General features: G+C 42.5%; 12 protein-coding genes. 9 read left to right on the forward strand and 3 right to left on the reverse strand.

The window, feature by feature from the left end; all coding sequences use genetic code 11:
* Positions 1-233 precede the first annotated feature (233 nt).
* The 7 genes from WFY05_RS04575 to WFY05_RS04605 all read left to right on the forward strand — a co-directional run bounded on the left by WFY05_RS04575 (position 234) and on the right by WFY05_RS04605 (position 15733).
* Positions 234-1127, forward strand: a complete 894-nt coding sequence (locus WFY05_RS04575; protein WP_340111549.1) for an ABC transporter ATP-binding protein — start codon at positions 234-236, stop codon at positions 1125-1127.
* A 13-nt stretch (positions 1128-1140) separates the two neighbouring features.
* A complete protein-coding gene (locus WFY05_RS04580) occupies positions 1141-4464 on the forward strand; it encodes a golvesin C-terminal-like domain-containing protein (RefSeq protein WP_340111550.1) in 3324 nt (1107 codons plus the stop codon).
* A gap of 20 nt (positions 4465-4484) precedes the next feature.
* Positions 4485-5990, forward strand: a complete 1506-nt coding sequence (locus tag WFY05_RS04585; protein ID WP_340111551.1) for a TolC family protein — start codon at positions 4485-4487, stop codon at positions 5988-5990.
* A gap of 20 nt (positions 5991-6010) precedes the next feature.
* Entirely contained in the window at positions 6011-7069 is a 1059-nt protein-coding gene (locus WFY05_RS04590; RefSeq protein WP_340111552.1) for an efflux RND transporter periplasmic adaptor subunit, read from the forward strand.
* A gap of 71 nt (positions 7070-7140) precedes the next feature.
* Complete coding sequence (locus WFY05_RS04595; RefSeq protein ID WP_340111553.1) at positions 7141-10257, forward strand: efflux RND transporter permease subunit; 3117 nt, start codon at positions 7141-7143, stop codon at positions 10255-10257.
* 30 nt (positions 10258-10287) lie between these two features.
* Positions 10288-15012 carry an efflux RND transporter permease subunit gene (locus WFY05_RS04600; protein ID WP_340111554.1) on the forward strand — a complete coding sequence of 1575 codons (4725 nt, stop codon included), beginning with the start codon at positions 10288-10290 and terminating at the stop codon, positions 15010-15012.
* A 1-nt stretch (position 15013) separates the two neighbouring features.
* A complete protein-coding gene (locus WFY05_RS04605) occupies positions 15014-15733 on the forward strand; it encodes a hypothetical protein (protein WP_340111555.1) in 720 nt (239 codons plus the stop codon).
* Between the two features lies 1 nt (position 15734).
* Here WFY05_RS04605 and WFY05_RS04610 read toward each other — a convergent pair whose 3' ends face one another.
* Positions 15735-16640: a PorP/SprF family type IX secretion system membrane protein gene (locus WFY05_RS04610; protein WP_340111556.1), complete on the reverse strand. Its 906-nt coding sequence runs from the start codon at positions 16638-16640 to the stop codon at positions 15735-15737.
* Positions 16637-19372: a T9SS type B sorting domain-containing protein gene (locus WFY05_RS04615; RefSeq protein ID WP_340111557.1), complete on the reverse strand. Its 2736-nt coding sequence runs from the start codon at positions 19370-19372 to the stop codon at positions 16637-16639. Before WFY05_RS04615 ends, WFY05_RS04610 begins: the two co-directional genes overlap by 4 nt.
* Positions 19373-19544: 172 nt before the next feature.
* On the opposite strand from WFY05_RS04615, the gene WFY05_RS04620 reads away from it, so the two are divergent.
* Positions 19545-20804 carry a peptidase U32 family protein gene (locus tag WFY05_RS04620; RefSeq protein ID WP_340111558.1) on the forward strand — a complete coding sequence of 420 codons (1260 nt, stop codon included), beginning with the start codon at positions 19545-19547 and terminating at the stop codon, positions 20802-20804.
* Positions 20805-20855: 51 nt separating this feature from the next.
* Positions 20856-21731: a hypothetical protein gene (locus WFY05_RS04625; protein WP_340111559.1), complete on the forward strand. Its 876-nt coding sequence runs from the start codon at positions 20856-20858 to the stop codon at positions 21729-21731.
* A gap of 38 nt (positions 21732-21769) precedes the next feature.
* Here WFY05_RS04625 and WFY05_RS04630 read toward each other — a convergent pair whose 3' ends face one another.
* The gene (locus tag WFY05_RS04630) at positions 21770-23119 is read right to left on the reverse strand and encodes a T9SS type A sorting domain-containing protein (protein WP_340111560.1); all 1350 of its coding nucleotides are present in this window, start codon (positions 23117-23119) and stop codon (positions 21770-21772) included.
* Between the last annotated feature and the right edge of the window lies 1 nt (position 23120).

The raw sequence follows: 23120 nt of genomic DNA on the forward strand, positions 1-23120 counted from the left end.
ACAGGGTTTTTTGGTATTGCATTAAAATAATCCATCTGCAAAAATCACAAGGGGAACCCGGCATATCAATGGTTTTCAACTACCTAAGAAATACATATAACAGTAATCATGTTTGATCAGCCAGTCTCTTCATTCTAAATTGTAATTTTCACGTTTTTTATTGACCGATGCTTTAAACGATTGAATACTTCCTGAGTCAAAGTCAGTGTTCTGTAAAAAATGAATTTAGCATTGTGCATATAAAAATTGAAAATCTCAACAAAGTATACAAGGGGGGTAGTTACGCGGTTAACAACCTGAACCTTGAAATTCCGAACGGCATGTTTGGTTTGCTTGGTCCTAACGGAGCAGGTAAATCTACACTCATGCGAATACTTGTAACGCTTATGAAGCCTACAAGCGGCAAAGTCTATTTCAACGATATGGAATTGTCGAAAAACCGTCGTGAAATTCGTTCGATGCTGGGTTACCTACCACAGGATTTCAGCTTCTTCTCAAAACTTAAAACCTACGAATTCCTCGATTATACAGCACGTCTGGCAGGACTGAAAAACAGTGCAGCTCGTCGCACCGCTGTCGACCAGATGCTGGAAGAAGTGGGTTTATTTGAAGCGCGCGACCGTAATGCCAACAAACTTTCGGGGGGTATGAAACGCCGTCTTGGAATTGCACAAGCGCTTATTAACGATCCAAAAGTAATTATCGTGGATGAGCCCACCACCGGTCTCGATCCCGAAGAACGTATCCGCTTTCGTAACCTGCTCTCCACCATCAGTACACGCGATGTAATCATCATCCTTTCCACCCACATTGTTGGCGACATCTCGAGTACTTGCGATAACATGGCCCTCCTGAATAAAGGTAGACTGGCATTTAACGGTTCGCCCGAACAGCTGGTAAAAGAAGCCGAGGGAAATGTTTGGCAGATTCAAGCCACCGAAACCGAATACCTCGAAATCAACGAGAAGTATCCGGTTATTTCTACTATTCCTATCGATGGCGGCTGGGAGATTCAGGTAGTAAGCAACGACATTAATGGTTACCAGGGCAAACAAATCAGCCCAAACCTCGAACATGCCTATGTACATTTTATGGAAAACAAACTTAACCAGTGGTCAAAGGCCTGATAAAGATGATAACATGATTTCATTACACAATATATTTTCAATTGCCAAGTACGAACGTAAAACGCTTTTTCGTAGTTGGTTTTTCAGGATCTTCAGTATCCTGTCGCTTTTGGTTCTGTTCGGAATGAACTTCGGAATGGTCATTGAAGGCGGCGGCGATGAAGGATGGGCAATCCGCGCTATCCCAAGCGCCATCCCGTATTTCAACCTGTTGATTCTGAACATCGCACAGGCTGTTATCGCTGTTTTCCTGGCCTCCGACTTTTTGAAACGAGATAAAAAACTGGATACGACCGAAGTAATCTATATGCGTTCGATGACCAACGGCGAATACGTGATCGGTAAAACCCTGGGAAATATGCAGGTCTTTATGATTCTGAACATCGCGGTGGTGATCATGGCACTTATTTTCAATGCCTTGGCGCAGGGAACCATGATCAACTGGGAGTCTTACGGTGTTTACCTTGTTCTTATCAGTATCCCCACACTGGTTTTTATTATGGGCCTTTCGTTTTTGTTAATGAGTGTAATTCGTAACCAGGCAATAACCTTTGTTCTGATTTTGGGATACATTGGTATTACGCTTTTCCTGCTTCAGGCTAAGTTCTACTATATTTTCGACTACATGGCCTTTAACATTCCCATGTTGAGTTCTGATATTGTGGGCTTCGGAAACCTCGATGTAATTCTCGTTCACCGTGGAATGTATTTTGGGCTTGGAGTTGGCTTTATTTTTCTGACTATATTTCTGTTAAAACGCTTGCCCCAATCGGAGACGATGACCTGGTTTTCGCTGGTGATCAGTATTATTTTTATTGCCGGCGCCGGTTATCTTGGAGTTGAACACATTACGACCTTTAAACAGAATGAGAAATTACGGGCCGAAATTGTAGAACTCAATAATAAATATGTAGATGAACCTTATCCAACGATACTTTCACACGATCTTGATGTTGTTCATAAAGGAAATTCGATCGATGTAGTTTCCCGGTTAACCATTCAGAACGATAAAAATCAGGCGCTTAATAAACTTATTTTTAGTTTGAATGCGGGATTAAAAGTTTCCGGTATTAAACTGAACAACAACGATGTACCCTACCAGCGCGAGAAACACCTGATCATACTTTCTGATAATATCAATATTCCGGCAGGCGATTCAGCCCAAATCGAATTCACGTATAACGGAACAATCGACGAAACCTACTGCTACCTGGATATTGAAGAAGAGATCCGTTTAGAGAAATACGGCAAGTTCGTATTAAATGTCGACAAGCGATACGCATTTATCACGCCGGAATATGTACTGCTGACCAAAGAAGCCAACTGGTATCCAAAAACCGGAGTAACCTACAGTACAAAAGATGTAAGCTGGAATCACCCTCAGTTTGTAAATTACCATTTAAAAGTAAAAACTGCACCTGGTTTGCAGGTGGTTTCGCAGGGTGAAATTGAAAAAACATCGGACGGAGAATTTACCTGTATAAACGAAAATCCACTCACTCAGCTTTCACTGGCCATTGGAAATTACAAGCAGAAGACGCTGGATCAGGACAGTGTTACCTTTGGTGTTTGGTATGTCGACGGACATGATTATTTTTCTGATCAGTTCCCCGAATCGAAAGATACTTTATCTGCCATTATCAACGAACGTTTTGAAGATTTTAAACGCTCGTATAATCTCGACTACTCTGGAACGCGTTTCAACCTGATTGAAGTGCCTGCCCAATTTAAAACTTACCGACGCATGTGGACTTCGGTTCAGGAGGTTGTTCAGCCACAACAGGTGCTCATTCCTGAAAAAGGCTACCTCATGCGCGATGCCGATTTCGAAAAACAAAAAGAACGTGTTGGCCGTTGGGGACGACGGGACCAGGATTTGACCGACCTGGATAAAGAAATTCGCGTATTTCAGGGTTTCATGCGTAAGTTCACCGAAGAAAACGAAGAAGACAGGAATTTCTCGCGTGGACAGATGGAAATGAAGCAAGTAGCCAATCCGTATTTCATTTTCCCAATGTTATACAATTTCCAGAACAACATCCAGTCTGACAGATGGCCGATAACCAACAGGATTTTCGAAGCCTATCTGAAAGGACAAGCCATGGACATGCGCTCGATTTTTATGAGCAATATGAATGGCGAAAGCGAAGATGTGCTGGCCAATGTGGCATTGCAAGATCAAACCTTCGAAGAAATACTCGCTGATCCCGACCAGAAAGATATTGTTGACAATGTAATTAAGCTGAAAGGCGATGTACTTTTCTCAATGATCGAGTGGAAAGCCGGGCAAAAGGAATTTGAAGATTTCCTTAGAAAAATATTGGACGAGAACCGTTACAAAAACATTTCTTTCCAGGATTTCGATCACATGATCTACGAAAAATTCGGAATTGAATTGATACCAATGATGAACGATTGGTTTAAGGCAAAATCGCTGCCTGGCTACTTAATATCTCCTATTAAGGCGGTGGAAGTAAAAAGCGGCGATGCCATGAAAACCATGGTGAGCTTGAAGATAACTAACTTTTCAGACATAGAAGGACTGGTAAAACTCACCTTCAGAATGGGTGGTGGTGGACGTGGACCGGGAGGCGGCGACAACGACATGATCGATAACTTGATTTACCTGGAATCACATCAAACAAAAGAGTTGAGCTACCTGCTTGATGGTACGCCGCGAATGGTAGTAGTAAATACCATGACCTCGAAGAACATCCCGCAAACCATGATCGAGTTTTTCAGAGATGTCGAAGAAGATCCGAAAGCCAAACCGGTGGAAGGCGAGCGCATTGTTGATACTCCGGTTCAGCAAACACAACCGGGCGAAATTATCATCGACAACGAAGATCCCGAATTTTCAGTAACAAAAAACGAAAACATAAGCTTGCTCGAAAAGCTCATTATTCATGAAGATGAAAAAACAAGTAAGTACCAGGGCATCAGTTGGTGGCGACCGGCAACAAGTTGGACGGCTGTTACCAGCGATGAGTTCTATGGCAAATATGTTCGCTCGGGCTACTACATTCGGGGGGGCGATGGCGACCAGGTAGCTACCTGGAAAGTTCCGCTAAAAAAAGCCGGTTACTACGATGTATATTATCACTTGTATAAAGTGCGAACGCATCGTCGAGGAGGAGAAGACAAAGGCAATTATAATTTCATCATTCACAGCGACGACGGAGCGGAAGAAGCTGCACTTGATGTGCAAAGTGCAGAAACGGGTTGGATACACCTCGGTTCCTATTCTTTCTCAGCGGACACAGCTAAGATTGAACTCACGAATAAAACCCAGCAACGCATGGTAGTTGCCGATGCTGTTAAGCTGGTTGAATTGTAAATTAAAATAATAAACAGATAATGACACGAACTAAATTCAAACTACTTCAAGAAGTAACAGTTCTCTTGCTTCTGTTTGGGCTAACAGGCTACACCGCACAGGCCCAGGAAGCATTAACACTTAACCGGGCGATGGCCATTGCCGAAACAAGCAGTCCGGATCTGCAGCAATCGTTGCTGAACCTCGAACGTTTCCAAAAAACACTGGAAGCTCAGCGCGCTGCTTTAAAGTCGCGGTTTTCGCTCGAGGTAAATCCGGTTAATTACAGCAATCAACGGCGTTTCGATACCCGCTTTTCAGAATGGTACACCAACGAAAACTTTGAATCGAATACGGTATTCAGGGTTTCGCAGCCCATTTTGCCAACTGATGGTACTGTATCGCTCATCAATGAATTTGGATGGTCGAGCAGTAATTCAACCCTTAGCAATTCAACCAACGAAAGTGAGGTTTTCTACAATAACTTGTACCTCAACTTCAATCAACCGCTGTTCACTTATAACCGACTAAAAGTTCAGTTACGCCAGTTGGAACTGAACCTCGAAAATGCAGAGATCAGTTATGCCATGCAGCGCCTGAACCTGGAACGAAACGTAACCGAGTTCTTTTACAATGTGTACATGACACAAATGAACTTGAACATTGCCAAAGAAGAACTGGCCAATACCCAAAAAAGTTACGACATCATAAAAAATAAAGTAGATGCCGGATTGGCTGCCAAAGAAGAACAATACCAGGCAGAATTGAACTTATCAACGGCAAAATCTACTGTTCAGAATAGCGAGGTAAACTTCGAAAATGCCAAAGACCAGCTAAAACTTTATCTCGGAATGGACTTGTACCAGGATATTATGATCCTGGCCGACATTTCTGCAAATCCTGTTCCTGTCGACCTCGATCTGGCTATCGAAAACGGACTGAATTCAAGAATGGAAATCCGTCAACGTGAAATCGATGTCGAAAACAGCCAGTTCGACCTCATTGAAACCAAATCGTTGAATGAATTTATGGGTGAACTCAATCTTCGTGTCGGTATAACCGGCGATAACGAAAAGCTGGGTAAAATTTTCGATCAACCCACCCGAAGTCCTTCTGTTGGTCTGACCTTTAATATCCCGATTTTCGACTGGGGTGAAAAGAAAGCACGAATTGCAGCCTCTGAAGCCGCGATCAGATCACAGGAACTCAACCTTTCGCAAGAGAAAAAGCAAATTGTGGTTGATATCCGCCAGGTGTACCGTAACCTGCAAAACCAGCTTACCCAAATCGATATTGCCAGGCAAAACGAGCGTAATGCACAACTCACTTACGAGATCAACCTCGAACGTTACGAAAACGGCGATTTAACCGGTATGGATCTTAACCTTTATCAAACCCAGTTATCGCAAAATAAAATCTCATACAGCCAGGCACTTATCAACTATAAAATTGAATTATTAAATCTGAAAATCCAGACTTTGTACGATTTCGAGAGCCAGGAAGCTATTCTGCCATCCGAATTGTACCTGAACGAAGAAAAAAAATAACATCCGAAAAAAATTGAACCATGAAGAATATAAAATTACTTTTCCTTGCTTTTGTTGTTGCCACCATTGTTTCCTGCAACAACCAATCCTCTTCAGAATCGTCGGACCTTGCAGTACCGGTATCTGTTGAGAACATCAAACTTAAAAGCATTCAACAGTTCATTTCAACAACGGGAACGGCAAAAGCGGTTTCTGAAACCGAACTGACTTCAGAAATTGAAGGCGAGTACTACCTGCAGATCAATCCAAAAACAGGGCGCAAATTCAAACTTGGCGACCGTGTTGAAAAAGGCCAGGTAATTATTAAACTCGAAAACGAGGAGTACGAAAACGGGCTTGCCATGGAGTCGAAAAAACTGAACCTGGAAATATCGGAGCAGGAATACGAAAAACAAAAATCGCTGTATGAAAAAGGTGGTGTTACACTACGCGAACTGCGTAACTCCGAAGTTTCGACAATCGATGCCAAATACAGTTACGAAAGTGCACAAATCCAGATGGCAAAAATGCAGGTTTCTGCACCTTTCTCAGGCGTTATTGTTGAACTCCCATATTACACCAAAGGCGTTCGAGTTAGCACCGGCGAGAGCATGGTAAAGCTTATGAGCTACAACAAAATGTATGTGGAGATCAACCTACCCGAAAAAAATATTTCTGAAATTAAACTCGGTCAGGAAGCACTGATCACCAACTACACACTTACCGAAGATACACTGATTGGGCATGTAACCGAACTTTCTCCGGTGATCAGTAACGAAACACGTACCTTTGCCGGCAAGGTGGAAATTGACAATCCTGAACTGAAATTGCGTCCCGGAATGTTCATTAAAGCCAACATTGTTACGGCTCAGAAGGACAGCGTAATTGTGATCCCGAGAGATGTGATCATGTCGGGCTCGCGTGGAAAATATGTGTTTGTTGTTGAACGTAACAACACGGCCGACGACCGACGAATTACAACCGGAATTTCTAACCAGGATGAAATAGAAATTGTGGAAGGACTGAGCGCAAACGATCGCCTGATCATCAAAGGCTTTGAAACACTGCGCGACAATTCAAAAGTAAAAGTAATTTTATAATAAGTCGGAAGCTGTAAGCAGGAAGTCAGCAGTACTTCGTGCTTCGTGCTTCGTGCTTCTAACGATATATCATGAAGAAATTAACACAATTTTCTGTCAATTACCCGGTAACCGTGCTTATGGTGGTCCTTGGAGTCGTGCTCCTTGGATACATTTCTTACGATAAACTCGGTGTTGACCTTTTCCCGGATCTGAATTCGCCCCGCATTTTTGTGGAGGTGACCTCAGGAGAGAGGCCACCCGAAGAAATGGAACAACAGTTTGTGGAAAACATCGAAGCACTGGCGATTCGACAGTCGGATGTAATCCAGGTGACATCGGTTTCGCGGGTAGGTTCGGCACAAATCACGGTTGAATATGCCTGGAACAAAGACATGGACGAAGCTTTCCTTGATCTTCAAAAGGCCTTAAATACACTGACTCAAAACTCTGAAATCGATGAGCTGAAAATTACCCAGCACGATCCGAATACAACTCCGGTAATGACCATTGGATTAACTCACGAAGAAATTACCGACATGAACGAACTCAGAAAAGTCGCGGAAAATTACATCCGCAACGAATTGGTTCGTTTAGAAGGTGTGGCCGAAGTTGAACTTTCGGGGCAGGAAGAAAGCGAGATCATTATTGAAACTGACGTATATCGCCTGGAATCGCAGAACCTGACAATGGATGAAATTGCATCGCGCATCGAAAATTTTAACCGGAATGTTTCCGGCGGACGCATCAGCGATTTGGGAATCCAGTATATTGTTAAAGGTGTTTCTATGTTACAGACCACTGAAGATTTCGAAAATCTAATCGTGGGTTACAAAGCCGTCAGGACACAAGCGACAGAACAAACTGGAACGGATGTGGAAATGGCTCCGGTTTATCTGAAAGATGTAGCATTTATTCGTGAAGCCAATAAAGAGCCGAACAACATTGTACATATCGACGGCGAACGGTGCCTCGGTTTGTCGATTTACAAAGAAACCAAATACAATACCGTAAAATCGGTTGAGCAAATTGATGAAGCGCTTGTGAATATCGAAAAAGCTTTACCGGGATATAAATTGACCAAAGTAACAAACCAGGGACGCTTTATTAGTGCGGCCATTGGCGAAGTTCAGGAAACTGCCCTGCTGGGAATTCTGCTGGCTGTTTTTATTCTGTTCCTGTTTTTACGTCGCTTTGGAACTACCTTGATCGTTAGTATCGCTATACCGATCTCCATCATTGCTACTTTTAACCTGATGTATTTCAACCACCTCACCATTAACATTATGACTTTGGGAGGACTTGCGCTCGGCGCGGGTATGCTTGTTGACAATGCCATTGTAGTGATGGAGAATATATTCCGAAACCACGAAAACGGCATGAGTGTTAAGGATGCTGCCGTAACCGGAACTGCGCAGGTTGGCGGTGCAATTACAGCATCAACGCTTACTACAATTGTAGTATTTCTACCCATCGTGTACCTGCATGGTGCATCGGGCGAGCTATTCAAAGACCAGGCCTGGACAGTGGCATTCTCGCTTCTTTCGTCGCTGGTTGTAGCCATCTTTCTTATCCCGATGATGTACCACCGTTTTTACCGCCACAAAAAAGCTCCGATAAAAGCCAAATCGATTCAGGTGGGTGGTTACGGCCGCTTTCTGAACCGGGTTTTGAATGTAAAATGGCTGGTAATAATTTTAGCTACGGTTGCTATTGGCGGTTCATTGCTGCTTGTACCTTATATCGGTACGGAGTTTATGCCCAAAACTGAAACCCGCGAGTTGACGATTGATCTGAAATTGCAGGAAGGGACAAAACTGAAGCGAACCGAAGCAACGGTAAGAAATATAGAAGATATCCTAATGGGGTACCTGGGTGATAACCTGGATATTATCTACTCGCAGGCAGGTCCATCTACCGGGATTGCCGGTGACGAAACTGCCGTATTTGAAGGAGAAAATACCGCACAAATCACCGTAATTCTGAAAAAGGAATCGACCATTTCATCCGAAAGCATTGTGAAAACACTTTCGAATTTAACCGCCAATGTTGAAGGCCTGGAACTTACTTTCTCGCAAGAGGAAAGTGCACTCCAGTCGATACTAGGAACAGATGAGTCGCCTGTAGTTGTTGAAGTTCGCGGTGAAGAACTCGACGAGATCGAAAACATCGTCAACCAAGTAAAAGAAAAAATGCTGGCAATGTCGGGTTTGTTCAATATTCAAACTTCAATAGAAGATGGCGCTCCTGAAGTAGAAGTACATGTCGACCGCATGCGTGCCGGTATGTACAACCTGAATATCAGCACGGTTATTTCGCAAATTCAGGAACAACTCGAGGGGATGAATGCAGGACAGCTCGAAAAGAGCGGTGAAATGCAGGACATTACCATCAAGGTACCTGAGAAAGGAATCGATGAGATCAATTCGATCCTGATCACCTCGGGCGACCAGGTTTTCAGGTTAAATGAAATTGCAGACATTTCCTATGGTGTGGCTCCAAAAGAGATCATCAGAAGGAACCAGAACCGGATTGGAAAAGTTACTGCCCAAATGGAGCAAGGTGTGGCACTCGACCACGTTGCCAAAGACATCCGCGAACAGGTAGCGACCATCGACCTGCTGCCCGAATATCGGATTTTGGTAACCGGTGAAGAAGAAAAACGTCAGGATTCGCTGACCAACCTTACTTTCGCCTTGATTCTTTCCATCGTATTGGTGTACATGGTTATGGCGTCGCAGTTCGAGTCGTTGATCCATCCATTTACCATCCTGTTAACTATTCCACTGGCTGTGGTAGGTAGCATTCTCATCTTTTTCATTGTGGGTAAAACGCTAAATATTATGGCCATTATCGGTGTAATTATGCTGGTGGGAATTGCGGTAAACGACTCCATTATTCTGGTCGACCGCATCAATCAACTCATGCGGGAAGGTGTGGATCGTCGTCGCGCAATATTGGAGGCAGGACAACAACGTATCCGCCCGATTATAATGACCAGCTTAACCACTATTCTGGCCCTGTTGCCTTTAACCTTTGGTTTTGGCGAAAGCGCCTCGTTGCGTTCGCCCATGGCCCTGGCTGTAGTTGGCGGTCTGGTTACTTCAACCCTGTTAACCCTGGTAGTTATACCATGTGTTTACGATGTCCTCGACAGATTTAGGTTGTTGTTTGTAAGATCGAAGAGAGAAGAAGCAAAAGCCAGCTAACACAAAACCTGAAACGAATAAGACAAACGGATGAAGTTCATCATAAATAGAAAAATATTCATCAGCATGCTGTTCCTGGGGCTGACCCTTCTGGGTATCGTTTCCTATAGAATGCTGCCGGTGGAATTAATGCCTAACGCAGAGTTACCAATGCTGTATGTGCAAATCCAGTCGCGGATTGAGGTGGATCCCGCCTACATGGAAAACCAGGCTGTAATACCAATCGAAGGTGCCATAGGAACTATGGAAGGCATCGAAAGCATGGAGTCGTACATTAACAATAACTCAGCGTCTATACAAGTAAATTTTAAACAAAATGTCAATTTTAAATACACTTTTCTGAAGTTGCAGGAAAAGATCGACTTGGTAACTGCCGATCTTGATGACAATTTCTTTGTAGTGGTAAATCGGGTTGATATCGATCAACTCACCAACCAGTTCATGGAGCTTCAGATCAGGGGAAGTGGTGGTGTCGACCGGATACGAAACATCGTTGACCAGGAGATAACTGCTGAGATGGAAAACATTGACGGAGTAGCTTCGGTAACGGTTTATGGGGGGAAAGAACGCTCGATTGAAGTTACCTACGACGCTGCTGCCTGCGAAGCGTATGGAATAACACCATCGCAACTAAGAAGTGCCATTTCCGGGAATTCGCAAAACCGGACATTTGCCGGCTACCTTCACGATGCCAATAAACAATATTTTGTGCACGTTACGGCCGAATACGACAAAGTATCCGACATCGAAAATATCGTTGTTGCCGACGGGCCAATTTACCTGCGCGATGTTGCCGAAGTATTTTTTGGAGTAAAAGAGGAAACTTCCATCAGCCGTGTGAATGGCCTTGATGCCATTTCGATGTTACTGGTCAGCGATTCGCAAGCCAACCTCATCGACCTCTCGCATCGGGTACAGGACGAAATTGCCGAGCTCAATAAAAAACTGGCCGCAAAAGACGTAGAACTTGTGGTACAAACCAATACTGCCGAAACCATGGAAAACAACATCGACCAGATGATCAACCTGGCATTGGTGGGAGGATTACTGGCGATATTTGTGCTCTGGATGTTCCTGAAAAACCTGAAGATTGTTTCCTTTATCGCACTGGCTATTCCCATTTCGGTATTCACAGCTTTCAACCTGTTCTATGCCTTTAATATTTCACTGAACAGCTTAACGCTGGTAGGTTTGGTGCTCGCCATCGGTATGCTTCTCGATAACAGCATTGTGGTGCTCGAAAATATATACCGGCTTTCGGGGAACCGTTTTGATGCCGAGACAGCCGTAACACAGGGAACACAGGAAGTGTGGCGATCGATTGTAGCGGCTACATTAACCACTGTAACCGTGTTTCTGCCCTTTGTTTTTTCTACCGATTACATGATCAAACTGCTGGGTAACCACGTTGGCGTTTCCATTATTTCTACCCTCATTGTGTCGCTGTTTGTAGCACTGTTACTGATTCCTATGGCAGCGCATGTTTTACTTCGCAGAAAACGGCAACACAATATTTTCTATGAAAAAGTGACCACCAACAACCGCATTATCCAGATTTACATTTTACTGCTAAAATCCAGTATGCGGGTTCCCGGTCGAACCATAATTGGCGCAATTGTGCTGTTCTTCCTCACCGTTTTTATTGTGCTGGCGATAAGTACCAACAACCTCAGCGAGGTTGAAGAAACACAATTTTCAATTTATGTAACCATGCCAACGGGCGCAACACTTGAGTCAACCGACCAGGTGGTTGCCGAGGTGGAAAGTCGATTGAACGACATTGAAGAAAAAAAGGATCTCATTTCAAAAATAGAAGAAGAGGAAGCCATCCTCACTTTTATTTTGAAAGACGATTACAAAGATATTGCCGACCGTACCATCGCTGAAATCAAGAGCGATGTGGAATCAAAAATCAACAATATTTCCCGCGGAGAGATCAGTCTTGAAGCGCCAACATCGAGCAGTAGTTTCCGCGGCGGCGGTGGCGGAGGAGGACGATCGGGCACGCAGGGTTTTGCCCAATTTATGGGAATTGGCAGCAACCAGGAACGCGTAGTCATTAAAGGCGAAAACTTTGAAGTAATGAAAGGGGTTGCCGACGACCTGCTTTACTACATCGAAGACCTCGAATCCATTCGTCGGGCCAACGTTAATGTATCGAGGAACCGGCCCGAGGTACATATGTATTTCAACCAGTTGCTGCTTACCGAATATGGCATCACCCTCAATAATATTACTTCTGAACTGGCCACCTTTACCAATGAATTTACAGCCGGTGTAAACTTTAAGCAAGGCACCGAAGAGTACGAAATTGTGGTAAAAGAAAAGTTGCCTGATGGTGAAGAAGAAGAGAACACTGAAAGAGGTATTGATGATTTGCGCCGCTTGCCGGTAAGTAACTCTCAGGGTGCAACCTACGACCTTCAGGACTTGGCACAGTTGGTATACTCCAATGGAATGGCCAGCATTACCCGTGTAAATCAGGAAAAACAAATCGAGCTGACCTACAGTTTTGTTGATGAAGCAGAACAGTCGAAAGATCTGCTTGAAGCTTACCGCCTCGAAATTGATGATATTATCGGCGCATATAAACTGCCTTCGGGCGTTGCTGTTGAAGTGGTTCACGAAGAAGATCAGTATTCGGAATTCAAATTCCTGATTGCCGCCGCATTCGTTCTTATTTTAATGATCCTGGCTTCAGTTTTTGAATCGGTTTCTACGCCCTTCGTGATTATATTCTCGATTCCGCTGGCAGCCATTGGTTCCTTCCTGGGCCTTATTTTCACCGGGAACAGCCTCTTCAACGCCAACACGCTCATGGGCTTTATTATTCTGATTGGAGTAGTGGTGAACAACGGAATTATACTTATCGATTTTACCAATATTCTCCGAAAACGCGGCTTCCGTAAATCGCGGGCATTAATGACCGCAGGCCTCTCGCGTGTCCGCCCGATACTTATTACGGCCATAACAACCATTGTGGCTTTGTTCCCGCTGGCCATGGGACAGGCAGAATATGTTGGAGCCATTGGAGCGCCTTTTGCCATTACCGTGATTGGCGGACTGGCATTGAGTACTTTGCTTACCCTGGTCTTTATACCTACACTTTATGCCGGACTGGAAAATGCACTGAACTGGATAAAATCGCTGCACTGGGGATTAAAAACCGGAATAATCGTATCCTATGTTGTCGGATCTTATTTTATTTATTTCGAAGTTGATTCTTTTGTGTGGCAACTGCTCGATTACATGTTGCTGATTATTCTGGTACCGGGTATTATCGCTTTCGTGATGACCAGTCTGCGTCAAGCCAGTGAGAAAGTAATCGACGAAAAAGAACCGATCGTCATCAAAATACAAAAACTGGTTAAGATTTACGATCGCGATTCGAGATTTGTACGCGAATGGAAGTCGGGCATCAAAATCCGTGAACGCGCCGGACTTACTCGAGATTTTAAGAAACTACGCGACTTTTACGATTTGATCTGGGAAATACCATTGTTCGTTTTCCTGACCTACTTTACCTTCTCGTTCCTCGAAAACAACTTCTGGATGTGGATATTGTCGCATGCCGTTTACTTCTTCCTCTTCCTGCTTTGGGTCCCTTTTAACCAGGTGCTTGTTAACCTGCACGAATCAAGTGGAAAGAAGACCTACCTGAAACTGAAAAAATGGATCTTTAACATTGTTTTCTGGGTAGTACCGGCAGTTTTTCTGTACATATTTTACAAAGACTGGGACAACCTGGGAATGGTAATTTTTGTGGGCATCATCTGGTACATATTACTGATTATATACAGTTCGGCCGAATACATTCACAATAAAAATGTGAACATCGCCCGAATTGGAGGACGTTTGGGTGGATTGCGACGAGGTTACTTTACTATGGTCCGTCAGATACCTGTTATCGGAAAGCGTAAAAGTCCATTCCGTGCACTCAACGGTGTAACACTCGAAATAAAAACCGGAATGTTTGGTTTGCTTGGTCCTAACGGTGCCGGTAAATCGACAATGATGCGAATCATTACAGGAATTTTGGAACAGAGTTACGGAAAGATCTGGATCAACGGCATGGACACCCAGAAATACCGCGAAGAATTGCAGGGCCTGATCGGATACCTGCCACAGGCTTTCGGTACTTACGAAAACATGTCGGCACTCGAATTTCTCGATTACCAGGCCATTCTGAAAGGGATTAAGGACACAAAAACACGGAACGAAAGACTGGAATATGTGCTCAAAAATGTACACATGTGGGAACGACGCAAAGATAAGATCGGGGCTTTCTCGGGAGGTATGAAACAACGTATCGGTATTGCACAGATACTGCTGAATTTGCCGCGTATTCTCGTGGTCGACGAACCAACAGCAGGATTGGATCCGCGTGAGCGAATTCGTTTCCGGAACCTGTTGGTTGAACTCAGCCGCGAACGTATTGTGATCTTCTCGACCCACATTATCGAGGACATTTCGAGCTCGTGTAACCAGGTAGCGGTAATCAATCGCGGTAACCTGAAGTACTTTGGCACACCAAGCGCTATGGTGAATATGGGCAACAAATTTGTCTGGCAATTCTCGATGCCTGCTAAAGAATTCGACAAATTTGCCAATAAGCAAATGATTGTGCATCACATGCGCGACGGCGAAAACATTAAGGTACGCTGCCTGGCCAAAGAAAAGCCGGCCGAAGATGCGGTGAATGTTTCACCACACCTCGAAGATGCTTATTTATGCTTACTAAAAGACTTTGTATAACATGGCTGATAAAATCGATATAAAAAATAACCTGTTCGTTCTTGTAAAAATGATCAGGTACAACCTGAAGATTATTTTTGGTAACCGCTTTGTGTGGTTCCTCGTTGCTGCACTCGGATTCTTTCTGTTTTTTGCCATTCAAATGGTTTGGAATAACGAAACCATGGGAGAGGATATGGTGTATAATCTGCTTATTTTCCCGGGGATATTATTGATTTTTTATCCCTCGGTTTTTGGTATTCAGCACGACGATGATTCACGGATGCTGGAGATACTTTTTGGAATCCCGAATTACCGTTACAAAGTGTGGCTGGTGCGATTAATAATGATCTACACCCTGGTATTTTTAATTATACTTCTGTTTTCCGAATTTGCTTCTATATTGCTTTATCGAGTAAATGTGGCGGAAATGTCGTATCAACTCATGTTCCCGATCATCTTTTTGGGATCGATGGGATTTATGTTTTCAACACTGATAAAGAACGGGAACGGTACGGCAGTGGCAATGGTTCTGATCGGTGTTGCACTTATCATTCTTCAGGATGCCATGCGAAACACACAGTGGAATCCTTTCCTGAACCCATTTGACATTCCGAATAACCTCAACGAAGTGATCTGGGAAAGTACCATTCACAAAAACCGTATTTTCCTTGGAATAGGAATGCTGGTATTTGTTCTTTACGGTTTATTCAATCTGCAGAAAAGGGAGAAGTTTGTTTAGATTAGAGTTTACTGATTTTCCATCCTAATGAGAAATTATGACCATTGCCAACCATATGATTGGATTGCATTGGATTCTCGGAAGTATAGGTGAATTCAAAGTTTTTGAAGTCGATTCTTGTGTATAAAAACAGTGTCTTCTCGCTTCGGTAACCTACACCAAAACGAAAGGAAGATAAACGAACGGCACCGGATATATCGTAACCAAAATTGTCTTTTTCAACATTGCGGAGTGTAATTAAAGGAGAGATGAATATTTTAGGATTTAAATCCAAGTGGTATGTCCCCGACAAAAAATATTTTCTGAAATTGACAATGTCTTCTATGGAGGGATCTTCAAAACGATAATCGCTTGGAGCAAGATTTAATATTGATAAAGAAACTTCATATTGTTTATTGATTAATGCAGCACCAAATCCTCCGTCGAATGATATAGTCTTATTATTCCCCGTAACTAACCTCGGATCATCGCCATGTAAAGGATTTAGGGAATTTACATTAATACTTATATTCCCGACCATGCCACTAACACCCAACGAAAGCTGCAAATCGCGCGTTAGTGGAATGTGGTAGGCATAAATGAGTTGAAGAATGTTCCTTGTAAAGGGACCGATATTCTCGTTTGCAAAAACAAAACCAACTCCTACTTCCGGATCAAAACTGGTTTCGGCTTTTCCTTTTCTTTTTACATCGTACGAGAAAGCGATAACGTTGTCGTTAAGGGGCTTAAAACCACCTGCCCATAAATTATAGCTGGCTACATTAATATTTAGTTTATCGCTTGCAGCCGCCAGCGAAGGATTAGAAACGAGAGGCACGGTGTGAACAAAATAATGGTAAGGAAAGTCTTGCGCAAAAACTACCTGTGCCCAAATAAATAAAGCTATTGTATTGAACAGTTTTTTCATTTGAGGATTGTTATTTGTCCGTAACGGGTATTGTTTGAACCCAGCTGAAGCTCGTAAAAATAAGTACCCTGCTTAATACCATTTCCGGTCTTTCCATCCCAGGGGACAAACGTGTTTTTGCAACTATACACCTTTTGTCCGTACCGATCCAATATGTTTAACGACCGAAAGTCGTGGTAGCCAATATTCCTGATTTCCCAAACATCGTTAATCCCGTCGCCATTGGGCGTAAATACATCGGGAATCGTAATTTTATCATCAAATTTTACATGCAAAATATTTGACCACGACTCTACACCCTCATCCAGGTTCTTTTCTTTAATTCTGAAATAATGATCGAGTTGCAGGCTCTCGTTTGAATAAAGAAAATCACCCGATCCAATAAAATTCTCCAATATCTCCCAGCCTTCAGATGGCAAAAATGAATGCCAAAGCTCATCTTCCGTCCGTTTATCGCTCCAGAACCGATTATGGTTCCACTCAAGCTTAACCGAGTTCTCGATATATCCGGTGTTTTTTAATACAATGGATTCTTGCTTGTTGGAATAAAAAATCTCATCGCAACGATTAACAACTTTCAACTGAATAATTTCGGGATTTAGTTCATCTTCAGAGTGCCGGTAAAAAAAACTATTTGCCGAAACTTCATAGTTGATGCTACCAAATTCATCCGTAACAATGGCAGTTAATGGATGCTGCGAAGGATTGTACCCAGTACTTTCATAGCTCAAATTTATAATTGTTTCAAGCGCTCCAAAAGACACTGAAGTCAACTCTATTTCAAGACTATCATTCAAAACTTCCACAAGCAATGGTTCCGACTCGCCATAACAAACGGTATCAATTGTAGTGCTGGTTTCATTCACCGAAAGTCGGTGACTTCCTTCTGTTTTCCAGTTTACCAGCACTTTGTTCGTTCCCTGCCCCGAAATGATCTCACCCTGTTCGGCAGTCCATTGATAAACCGAGCCATTTGTTTTTCTGATTTGGTAGTTGACAGCATAAGCATCGGCCAAACACAGGTTTTGCGGACCTTTTGGTGTTTCAGTAATCAGTTCAACATTAATTCGAACCGGAAAAACAGCCGTATCAGATACACACCCATAATAATTTGTATAATAGGCATTTACCGATGCATTGGGATTTGTATCCATCCAGTTAATTTTAAGCGTATCAGAACTTGGGTCCTGCTCAATTTCTCCACCATTAACAAACCACCCTAAATCCACATTTTCTTTATCCGTCCAGTACTCTACACCTTCAACAAAAGGACAAACCGACCAGCTACCATCAATCTCCAAATTTTCTGGTTGAGGTAAAAAAGTGACTTTTGCCGAACTAAATTTTAACCAACAATTACCATCGGTTGCTCTTAGACTGTAATTTCTTATTTTACTACCTCCATAAAATTTTGGTGCCCTAACAATTGTTTGTGGCGAAAATGGATCTTCGATATAAGTCTCGGACAACCATTGATAGATCGCATCGGACGATTGTTCTGCTTTTCCTATCAGGGCGCTTGTCCCCGAACATATTTCAAGTTCTTGTCCGGCTTCCGGAATTACTTCGTCAAGATATTCCGGTTTCTTGTTTCTAAAAATACTGGTTAAAAAATTTGGAAAGAAACTTAGTGTTTCTTTCGGGGTGTAAAAATTCAATTCTACATCGCAGTCTAAACCTTTATTATTCGGATAATTGATTCTTCCTATCTTGGTCTTTTCTTCAATAGGATCAAAATACAGAAAATAGATTCGGCCATCGGGAGCAAGTTGCAATGAAGTACCATTACGACTTGAATTCTCAGTTTGTGGTAGTTCCTCAAGAGTAGTTGTTAATTCCTGTATTTTACCACTTGTCGAATACCTGACATCAGCCTGAATAAGTTTCCTTTCTGAGAAATAATAAAGGTATTGGCTGTTTCCTGAAAATTCTCTGGAATATAGAATATCTCCGTAAATAATCCGGTAATTGTAGAGTTCCCCTGTTAGAAAATTAAAATCGGCTACTACTGAATAAACATTTTGATTGGTATTTTCCTGATAAGCAAAAAAAAGTTTATCGCCATTTGGCGAGAATTTATAATATGCTGAGTTTCCAATATCAAACCGATCATTAATTAATGGGGATGTGTGTACACCGTTTTCATCAATCTTATAAAAAAATATCCGATCTCTTCTCGGTTCATAAATATTATCATTTCTATCGATAGCCAGCCAGTAATGACTGTTGTTACAATATCCGGAAATCGTTGGGTGAGAGTGGAAATCATTGTGTAAAAATTGGCCTTTCGAAATTACCTCTCCCCGATTATTCGCTGCGCGGCAATCAATTTCCGCATAAACCAATTCTTTATCCCGCAGGTAAGGGCTTGATTTAAGATTCTGTACATAAAATAATAAATAGTGCCCTTCCTTTTTTGGATAGGGAACGAATATGGGATTGCCCGTGATAAGATAAGTTGATTCAGAAAGGTTAGTTCCATTAATCAATACCTCGTTATTTCCATTCCAGATTGTGCGCCCGTCAGTGTATAAAAGTAAGTTCCCGTTTTCGTCACAAATCGAAGCTTTATAATAACTATTTATTCCCGAGTCGATAACAGCGAAACTGTCCGACTGAAAATTAATCCGAGTATTTGACCCTGCAAACCAAACCGATGCTTCCTTCTGTGCGCTACAAAATATTGGAAGAATAAAAACTATCAGTGCTAATTTGTACAGCTTAGGTCTCATTAGCGTTTTCTTGAAGATGAATAAGAATACAAAATAGTTGCGTACAAACAAAATATTATGTTAGCATTCTTTAGCTTTTCAGGCTAATATTTTTAGGATTTCCAAAGTTTCAAACTCCGGGGAAGTTCAATATCAAAAAGTTCAATAACTTTGCGCCGCAAATTTTATCAGAATGAAACGACGAGAAGTGGAAATAATGGCGCCGGTCGGTTCGTACGAATCGTTAATGGCAGCTATTCAGGGAGGAGCCGGATCGGTGTATTTTGGGGTGGAAAACCTAAATATGCGATCGCGCTCATCCAATAATTTTAACCTCGACGATCTGCGTAAAATTGTGAGTATTGCCAGCGAAAACAAGGTAAAAACCTACCTGACCATGAACGTGGAAATTTTCGATGGCGAGTTGGATAAAATGCACGAGGTACTTGATGCTGCCAAAGAAGCCGGGGTATCCGCTGTTATTGCTGCCGATATTTCTGTTATTCAGTACGCCCGGTCCATTAATCTCGAAGTACATATTTCCACCCAGGTAAACATCACCAACATCGAGGCGGTAAAGTTTTATTCCAGTTTTGCCGATGTGGTGGTTCTCGCGCGCGAAATGAACCTGGGACGTGTTTGGGAGATCAGCAACCAGATAAAAGAGCAAAACGTAAAAGGCCCGAACGGCGAACTGATAAAAATTGAGATGTTTGTGCATGGTGCACTCTGCATGGCCACCAGTGGAAAATGCTACCTGAGTTTGCACGAGATGAACTCATCTGCGAACCGCGGTGCCTGCCTGCAAACATGCCGACGTGCCTACACCGTAACCGACAAAGAAACCGGTGCCGAAATCGATATCGAGAATGAGTACATTATGTCGCCCAAGGATTTAAAAACAATCCACTTTCTGAATAAAATTCTCGATGCCGGAGTTTCGGTCCTTAAAATCGAAGGGCGCGCCCGTTCACCCGAATACGTAAAAACCGTGGTGCAGTGTTACCGCGAAGCTGTTGATGCCTATTTCGATGAAGATTATACCGACGAACGAATTGAAAACTGGGATAAACGGTTGTCATCGGTTTTCAACCGGGGTTTCTGGGATGGCTATTATCTTGGCCAGCGCCTGGGCGAATGGAGCCATAATTACGGTTCGCGGGCTACCAAACGAAAGTTGTACATTGGTAAAGTTACCAACTACTTCAAAAAAATTGGTGTGGCCGAATTTAAGCTGGAAACCAAGAACCTTAAAGTTGGCGACGAGATTATTGTTACCGGGCCAACAACCGGGGTTTACGAGGGAAAAGTAGAGGAAATTCGCTTCGAACTGGAACCGGTGGAAGAAGGGTTGAAAGGGCAACGTATTTCGGTCCAAACAGATACAATTCTTCGACGCGCCGATAAACTTTTTAAACTCGTTGATGCAAAAGAAGTAAAAGAACGCCGATAGATTGTATCGCAAGTTCTTTTCTTTTTTCAGAAAAACAACTTAACTTGAAGGTTGTTATTACTACGATACATGGATGCCAAAAAGATCATATGTTTATTATTCATTCTGATAACACTACCCGGAATCAGTAAAGCACAGCTTATTGGATTTCGGATTGCCGCCAACTCCGGAATGCTGATCAGCGAATTTGGCAGTTCTGATGTCCCTCATCCCGATGCAATTGCAAATACACCGGCACAAAGCACCGAACGATTTACCCCGCAACTTTCATATGGTTTCGAAGGTGAGGTACTTTTTCAAATCTCGGAACATGAATTCTTTGGTGTGGAAGTGGATTATTCTACCTTAAAGGGCTTCAATGATAATCCTCCGTTTTACAATTATTACCTTACACCTTATTTTAACCAGTATCAGGACAAATACATCCAATCAGCCATAAAATACAACACCACCCTGATCAATTTAGCCGTCAACTTCAAACACTTTTTCTTACCCGAATCCAATTTTCAGCCCTTTGTAAAACTCACGGGGGTTGTGGCCTTCGTAGGAACCGATCTAAGCTACAAAGATTCTCCGGATGCTGGACTTGAAACAGATGTCTTGTATGCCCGCGGCACCTCCAACTCCGATCAGAAAAAATGGCCGGCTTTTCACGGTGGATTCGGAATTGGTTTTAGCTACGACATCACCGATAAACTGGCTTTCCAGGCTGATGCCACCGCCACGATGTTTAATTCCGGGATAATAAACGGAGTACCCAATTTTACATACAGCGTAAGCGACGATTTGCTAAAATATAATCGCCGACTGTCGTTGACCACTCAAATAAGTGCTGGTCTGGTTTACTACATTGAAGTTGAAACCGGTCGCAGAGGCGGTGGCGGAAAAGTTGATCCGAACCTGCCATTCTACCTGAAAAAACGCTAATCAAGTTACTTGCACCCAGGTTTTTATTATCGGTAAATCTATTTGCTTAAAATGATATTCTGGATTCTAACCTCATCTTTGTAAAGAAACCTAAGAATATATATCCCGTTGGTAAACGAGCCTAAATCCAGCGATGTATTACTTTCCTCAAAAATTTTCCTGTTCAGCAAAACCGAACCGTTAGCTGATACAAGCTGTAATTCAAGAGGCTCTCCTATATTAGTTACCTCAACATTCAGTATCCCATTAGTTGGATTTGGATAAACATTTACCAAGGCTTTCTTAGAGGCAAGATCATCAATTCCAGTTAAAAATACGGTTATGGTTGCTGTAAACACATCGCTCCATTGGCCATTTTCGCTTAATGCACGCACGTTTAAGGTATGATTTCCTGATGTAAGTGAATTAATGGGTAAAACGTCGTCGATTATCACCATCCCTGAAGGAATGATGGGTAAATCCATCGCATTACCAAGGCCGGGATCATCATCGAAATAATATTCCACTTTTACAACATCGTACGATGGATATTTTATAAATGACCTGTGGAATATCTGTCCCCATTTATTGTCAGCAAATTTGCCCCTGATATTAATACTGTGAAGGCCCGGATCTAATTCTTCAACGGAGATTAACTGTTCGATTGTGATCTTTTCTCCCGGAGTAATCGCTATTCTTGTACCATTTCCAATGCCTGGGTCGTTATCGAAGAAATATTCTACTTCCTCAATATTCACCTCATCTGATTGCATTTGTGTTTTTAGGAACAAGCGGTGAAAAGTCTGGCTCCAGTGTCCAAATTCATCGAGCGCCCGAATGTACAACATATGAACTCCATCTTCGAGCGAACTGCCAGGCCAGTTATTATCAAAAATGATATTACTATTTAATGTAAATTCAGCAGTTGTCCCCTTTCCATATCCGGGATCAGCATCGAAAAAATACTCCACCCGGGTTATGTTATAATCATTATCAGACTTTAATTTGGTTTTTAGGAATACCTTGTTGAGAGTCTGGCTCCAGTGTCCTTGATCGTCGCAAACACGCAAGAAGAAAATATGGATCCCCTCTTCCAAAGAATTTACTGGTATCGCGTCATCAATTGTGATTTCACTACCCGAACTAAACTGAATAGGTGTTCCATTTCCATATCCCGGATCGGTATCGAAGAAATACTCAATTCTGGCAATGTTGCTTTCTAAGCTTATTTTATCAGAACCAATACTTTGAATATTTCTAATTACTTCCTGATTAATCTCCTTTACAGAATTGTCTCCTGAAGCTGAATTTAAATTTGTACTGGCAATAGCATCAGGAACTTTAAAATTAAGAAGAAGCAATAGAAATAAGACAGTCTGACCGGTTCTTATTAACCACTTTGTCTTCATG

It is taken from the genome of Maribellus mangrovi (assembly GCF_037646455.1).
Taxonomy (GTDB): Bacteria; Bacteroidota; Bacteroidia; order Bacteroidales; family Prolixibacteraceae; genus Draconibacterium; species Draconibacterium mangrovi_A.